This is a genomic window from Dietzia sp. B44 (assembly GCF_014145245.1).
GTDB classification, from domain to species: Bacteria; Actinomycetota; Actinomycetes; order Mycobacteriales; family Mycobacteriaceae; genus Dietzia; species Dietzia natronolimnaea.
The window spans coordinates 1-6,444 of the sequence record NZ_JAALEF010000149.1 but is presented as its reverse complement, the minus strand read 5'-3'; the positions used below and the strand labels follow the sequence as shown (position 1 = coordinate 6,444).

Below are 6,444 nucleotides of genomic sequence, written 5' to 3'. Positions count from 1 at the left end.
GGCCGGCGGGACCCCCGGCACGGAAGGCGCCGCCCGCATCGTCACGACCACCGGCGAGGCGCGGACCACCAGGGTCGGCGAGGACTGGAAGGTCGAGTGGGCGCCGACGATCCTCGACACCCGCCTCGAGCCGGGGGGCGCCCTGGCCTTCTCCGAGATCCTGGACTACGACACCTCGGTCCTCGACCGCACGGGCGAACCGCTGCTGCAGTGGACTCCGGTGACCGCGGTGACCCTGGCGCCGGGGGCGGTGGAGTCGGCCGACGCTGTCGCGGCGCTGGTGAACCCCGTGGTGCCGACGATCACCGGGCAGACGATCCGCGAGGGCATGACGGAGGCGGGGGACCAGCCGTACCAGATCGTCGCGCTCCGCCCGTCCGACATCGACCCGATCCGCGAGCAGCTCGCCGCCGTCCCGGGGGTGAGCCTGCCCGAGCAGGGCCAACTCATCCGCACCGACCGGGACCTCGACTCCCCCGCTCTCACCGGGTTGCCCGACGCCTGGACCGAGGCGCTGCAGGAGGAGGGCGGCTGGACCGCGGAGATCGTCAATCCCGACGCGGAACCGATCGAGCTCGGCAGCGCCCCGGTGGGCCAGGTCGACGACCTCGTCTCCACGCTGCAGATCTCGATGCAGCGGGCCGCCCAGCAGGCGGTGGACTCCTCCGCTCTGGGCGCCTCGATCGTGGCGATCCAGCCCTCGACGGGCGGAATCCTGGCCGTGGCGCAGAACTCCGTCGCCGACCGGCAGGGGCCGGTGTCCATGCAGGGCCGCTTCCCGCCGGGGTCGACGTTCAAGATCGTCACCACGGCCGCGGCGATCGAGGCCGGCGTCGTGGGCCCGGACGAGGTCGTGCCCTGCCCGGCCTCGGTCACCGTGTCGGGGCGCACGATCCCCAACGACGACGACTTCGAGCTCGGCCCGGTGCCGCTGGAGACCGCCTTCGCCCGGTCGTGCAACACCAGCCAGGCCGTCATCAGCGACCGGCTGACGCCGGAGGCCATGAAGGACACGGCCGCGAAGCTCGGCCTGGGCGTCGGGTTCTTCGCCCCCGGCCTCGGAGCGGACACCTTCACCGGGTCCGTGCCCGTCACCGAGCAGGGCCCGGCCCGCGTGGAAGCGGCGATCGGGCAGGGCGAGGTGTTGGCCAGCCCGTTCGGGATGGCGGTCATGACGGCCTCGCTGGCGAACGGCGGGCGGATGATCCTGCCGCACGTCGTCGACGGGATGACCGGCGACGCCAACGACGCACCGGAACCGCTCGACCCCGGAGTCGTCGACACCCTGCGCCGGTACATGGAGCAGACCGTCCGATCGGGCACCGCGACGGCCGCCAATTCGATCCCCGGACTCGGGGGCAAGACCGGCACGGCCGAGGTCGGCACCGGTCCCGCCCACGGCTGGTTCGTCGGTTCCACCGGGGACATCGCCCTCGCGGTGCTCATCGAGGGAGCCGACTCCTCGGGGCCCGCGGTGTCGATGGCCGCCGGGTTCCTCGGCGCCGCAGGACAGCCCGCACCCCTCGCGCGCGGGTGAGACGGTAGTTTCGCGTCATGCGTCTCCCCCGCCTCCCGCTGTCCGACCTCCCCGTCCCCGGCCTCGCCCGGTTGCCGTTCGTCTCCTCCCCCTCCCCCGCGGACACCAACCGCCGGGTGCTGGTCACCGGCGGGGCGTCGGGTCTCGGTCTGGCGTTGGTCACGGCGTTCCTCGAGCGCGGCGACCGCGTGATGGTCGCGGACCTCGCGGCCACCGACGACCGGCCCGCCTCGGTCCCCGGGGATGCGCGCTATCTGCGTCTGGACGTGCGTTCCGAGGAGGAATGGCAGGCGGCGCGCGCGGAGATCGAGCAGATCTGGGGCGGCATCGACGTGCTGGTCAACAACGCGGGCATCGCCCAGGGCGGCCGCATCGAGTACCTCACCGAGGAGGACTGGCGGCTCATCACGGACATCAACCTGCTGGGTGTGGCGCGGGGCTGCCGCACCTTCGTGCCGATGCTCAAGGCGCAGGGCCACGGGCACCTGGTCAACACGGCGTCTCTCGCCGGGCTCGTACACCCGCCGACCATGGCCTCCTACACGGCGGTCAAGGCGGCCGTGGTGGCGATCTCCGAGACCCTGCGGTGGGAGCTGGAGCCGTTCGGGATCGACGTGTCCGTGCTGTGCCCGTCGTTCTTCCGCACCAACCTGGCCTCGAGCCTCAACTCCTCGGACCCCGCCGCGAGCGGATTCGCGAGCAAGCTCATCGACCGCTCCGAGCGCGGCGCGGACGAGATCGCCGCCGAGGTGATGACCGGTCTGGACGCCAAGGAGTTCCTGATCCTGCCCGACCCGGACGCCCGCAAGGCCTACCGCGGCAAGCGGTTCATGCCCGCCGCGTACGCCAAGACCATGCTCGGGATGGGGCAGAAGTTCGCCCGCGCCACCGGCGGGAGCTGACGGTCCCGCGGGCCGCCCGTCCCGGTTCCGCCGGGCACGGCCCGAGTCGGCACCGCGCCCGGGGCAAGTACCCTGCGGTGCATGACTCCCTCGCTCCCCCTCCCCTCCACCGTGATGTCCCGCGCCGATCTCGACTTCCTGCTCCACGACTGGCTGCGGGTGTCCGAGCTGTGTGGGCGTGAGCGGTACGCGGACCACTCCCGCGAGACCATCGACGCCGTGGTGGACCTGTCGGCCGAGCTCGCCGAGAAGTACTTCGCCCCGCACAACCGCAAGGCGGACCTCAACGAGCCCAGGCTCGTGGGCGAGGAGGTCGAGCTCATCCCGGAGATCGCCGAGGCGCTGCGCCGCTTCGCCGACGCCGACCTGGTGGGCGCCGCGATGGACGAGCGGGTGGGCGGGATGCAACTGCCCTACACCGCCTACCTGGCGTGCATGGCGTGGTTCTACGCGGCCAACGTCGCCACCGCGGCGTACCCGCTGCTCACCACCGGCAACGCCAACCTGTTGATCGAGCACGGCTCGGACGAGCAGATCGAGCGCTACGTCAAGCCGATGGTCGAGGGCCGGTTCACCGGCACCATGTGCCTGTCCGAGCCGCAGGCCGGCTCCAACCTCGCCGACATCACCACCCGCGCCGAGCCGCAGGACGACGGGACCTACCGGCTGTTCGGGCAGAAGATGTGGATCTCCGGCGGCGAGCACACGATGTCCGAGAACATCGTGCACCTCGTACTGGCCAAGGTGCCCGGTTCGCCGGCCGGTACCCGCGGCATCAGCCTGTTCGTGGTGCCGAAGTTCCTGGTCGACGAGGACGGTTCGATCGGGGAGCGCAACGACATCGTGATCACCGGCCTCAACCACAAGATGGGCTTCCGCGGCACGGTCAACACCATGCCCACCCTCGGCCAGGGCATGCACACCCCCGGCGGCCGGCCGGGCGCGGTCGGATACCTCGTGGGCGAGGAGAACACCGGCCTCAAGAAGATGTTCACCATGATGAACGAGGCCCGGCTCGGCGTGGGTCTGGGCGCCACGGCCCTCGGGTACACCGGGTACCTCAAGTCGCTCGATTACGCGCGCAACCGCCCTCAGGGGCGGACCGTCGGTGCCGATCCCTCCTCGCCGCAGGTCATGCTGACCGGGCACGCCGACGTGCGGCGGATGTTGCTGGCCCAGAAGTCCTACGTGGAGGGTGCCCTGGCGCTGGGGCTGTTCTGCGCGAGGCTCGTCGACGACGAGAAGACCGGATCCCCGGAGGAGGCCGCAGCCGCCTCCACCCTCCTGGACGTCCTCACCCCGATCGCCAAGTCGTGGCCGTCGCAGTGGTGCCTCAAGGCCAACGAACTCGCGGTACAGGTACTGGGCGGGGCCGGGTACACGATCGACTACGACGTCGAGCAGCACTACCGCGACAACCGCCTCAACCCGATCCACGAGGGCACGCACGGGATCCAGGCCCAGGATCTGCTCGGGCGCAAGGTCCTCGCCGGGGGTGGTGCCGGACTGGCCGCACTGAGCGAGCGGATCGCCGCCACCTGCGACCGGGCGGATGCGGCAGGCGGCCCGGCCGAGGAGTTCGCCGCGCTGCTCCGACCGCGGGTGACGCGACTGATCGAGGTGACCACCGCACTCGCCGGGCTCGGGGCGACCGACCCGGAGGCGTTCCTGGCCGACGCCACCGAGTACCTCGAGGCCGCCGGTCACATCGTGATCGCCTGGATCTGGCTCGAGCAGGTCCTCGCCCTGGGAGGTCGGATCGACGACGACGCCGACGGGTTCGCCGCCGGGAAGCGGCAGGCCGCGGCGTACTTCCTGCGGCGCGAGCTGCCCGTCGTTGACGCGAAGTTCGACCTGCTGGCCGCGGGCGACCGCACCACCCTGGACATGCGCGACGACTGGTTCTGACCAGCGGTGCCCCCGCCGAGCAGGCGGTCCTCAGCGGGCTGTGGACGATGCGAGCACGCCGTCCAACTCCTCGAACGCCTCGGTCCAGCCGTCGTAGACGCCGTGTTCGGAACCGCGGTCGTCGGGGTGCCGGGCCATGTGGAAGGTCATCAGGGTGCGCCCCTCGCCCGCCTCGGCGAGGTCGACGGTGATGACGGGGACCTCGTCCCCGCGCTCGTCGTCCGGGCTGACCCAGGTGAACCGGAGCCGGTCGGGCTCGCGGACCTCCAGGTATTCGCCCGTGGCCGGCCACTCGCCGCCGTCCGGGTCGATCATGAGGTAGGCGTAGCTGCCACCCACGCGGAGATCGATCGAGACGCTCTCGGCAGGGGTCGTGACCTCGTGCGGGTGCCACCAGCGAGCGGCCAGTGTCGGATCCGTCCACGCGCGCCAGAGGGTCTCGCGCGGGGCGTCGAATGTGCGGGTGATGGTGAATTCCGGGACGGACATGATGTCGTCACTCCTTCGATCGAGGCGTGCGACCTCGATCCGTGGGGTCGGCATGCCCGGGCCGGATGTCGGTGAGCACGTCGTCGAGTCGGTCGAACTTCTGCTGCCACAGCGCGCGGTTGCGCTCAACCCAGGCAGTGGCGGCGTCCAGCGGTTCCGGCCGGAGCGTGCACACCCGCCACTGGGCGCGCGTGCTTCGCTCGATGAGACCGGAGGTCTCCAACACCCGGAGGTGTTGCGAGATGGCGGGTGCACTGATGTCGAACGGTTCCGACAACTCGCCCACAGTGGCCGGCCCGGCGCTGAGCCGCTCGAGGATCCCACGACGCGTGGGATCGGCGAGCGCCTGGAACACCCGGGACAGCGGATCACCGGCCTGCTTCAATTCACTCATTCCTTAATTAGGCGATAGCTTAAGTATCCACCGTGGGGCCCCGATGTCAACCCCTTCCGCCACGATCACCGCCGGCCGGAACCCTCTCGCGGCGCGGGTGCCGGTGGTCCGGCCGCGGGACCCGACGAGGCCCGGGCCGACGCTCTCGCGTCGACCCGGGCCTCGGTGCTGCCGGAACACTCAGGAGGTCAGGGCCTCCCGGGGTCCAGTGGGATCACTCCTCGGGAACCATGACCTCATCGATGAGGTAGACCGTGGCGTTGGCGGTCTGGACGCCACCACAGATCACGTTGGCACCGTTGACGGTGAGCTCGTCACCGGAGCCCATGACCTCGACGTCCGCGCCGTTCAGCGTGGTCTGCATGCCCTCGATCTCGTCAGGGGTGATCTGTCCCTCGACAACGTGGTAGGTCAGGATGCTGGTGAGCAGCTCGGGATCGGTCTGCAGCGCCTCCATCGTGGCGTCGTCGACCTGCGCGAACGCGTCGTCGACCGGCGCGAACACGGTGTACTCACCGTTGTTGAGCGTGTCGACCAGGTCGACCTCCGGGTTCACCCCGCCCGACACGGCGGCCGTGAGGGTGGTGAGCAGCGGGTTGTTGGAGGCGGCGGTGGCGACCGGCTCCATGGCCATACCGTCGACCGAGCCCGGCCCGTCCGGGTTGGCCTCGGCGTAGTCCGCACACCCGGGACCGACCAGCATGCCGGCCGGCTCCGCCATGGGAGAGGTCTCTTCGGTGGTCATTTCGGAGGTCATGGGGGCGGACGTGGTGCCCTCGGCCTCCATGCCGCCTTCGTCGTCCGCGCAGCCGGCCAGAACGAGGCCGCTCACGGCAGCCGCCGCCGCGATCGATGCCATACGGCGGGAGATCGTCATGCTCATGGTGTTGGTCCTTTCAACAGAGCCTTGCGTGCTGGGTCACAGGGTTCTTCGGCACTGCTGTCGAACCGGATGGGTGGCGCCCGAAAAAATCTCCCGAACCGTCCGGCGAGGCCTGAGCTCCGAACTCCTGATGTGGACACCACCCAGCCCAGACCCCGCGTGACGGCCCAGATCTCCGCGGGGATCCTCTCGACCGGTATCGCCCTCGCGGTCGGTCACGCGATCGCGGGACTGGTCGCCCCCGGGTCGTCACCCTTCCTGGCGGTGGCCGACTCCGTGGTCGACCGCGCACCCGCGGCCGTCCGCGAGGCGACCATCGACGCGCTCGGGA

6 protein-coding genes and 1 pseudogene are annotated in these 6,444 nt (G+C 70.8%); 4 read left to right on the top strand and 3 right to left on the bottom strand.

From position 1 onward, the window contains the following. The 3 genes from G6017_RS05985 to G6017_RS05975 all read left to right on the top strand — a co-directional run. Nucleotides 1-1,537: penicillin-binding transpeptidase domain-containing protein (locus G6017_RS05985; RefSeq protein ID WP_182616422.1), on the top strand; the 1,537-nt coding region annotated here is incomplete at its 5' end. Between the two features lie 17 nt (nt 1,538-1,554). Then, a complete protein-coding gene (locus G6017_RS05980) occupies nt 1,555-2,439 on the top strand; it encodes an SDR family NAD(P)-dependent oxidoreductase (RefSeq protein ID WP_182616420.1) in 885 nt (294 codons plus the stop codon). 81 nt (nt 2,440-2,520) lie between these two features. Then, on the top strand, nt 2,521-4,347 hold the full coding sequence (locus G6017_RS05975; protein WP_182616418.1) for an acyl-CoA dehydrogenase: 1,827 nt from the start codon (nt 2,521-2,523) through the stop codon (nt 4,345-4,347). A 30-nt stretch (nt 4,348-4,377) separates the two neighbouring features. Here the strand turns inward: G6017_RS05975 and G6017_RS05970 are convergent, their stop codons facing one another. From G6017_RS05970 to G6017_RS05960, 3 genes are all read right to left on the bottom strand, one after another. Then, complete coding sequence (locus G6017_RS05970; protein ID WP_182616416.1) at nt 4,378-4,836, bottom strand: SRPBCC family protein; 459 nt, start codon at nt 4,834-4,836, stop codon at nt 4,378-4,380. 7 nt (nt 4,837-4,843) lie between these two features. Next, entirely contained in the window at nt 4,844-5,230 is a 387-nt protein-coding gene (locus G6017_RS05965; RefSeq protein ID WP_182610734.1) for an ArsR/SmtB family transcription factor, read from the bottom strand. Between the two features lie 214 nt (nt 5,231-5,444). Continuing rightward, nucleotides 5,445-6,113 (bottom strand): fasciclin domain-containing protein, encoded by a 669-nt coding sequence (locus G6017_RS05960; protein WP_375544338.1) that lies wholly within the window; start codon nt 6,111-6,113, stop codon nt 5,445-5,447. 132 nt (nt 6,114-6,245) lie between these two features. Between G6017_RS05960 and G6017_RS05955 the strand changes: the two are divergent. Continuing rightward, a pseudogene (locus tag G6017_RS05955) lies at nt 6,246-6,444 on the top strand (molybdopterin-dependent oxidoreductase); the annotation flags it as partial.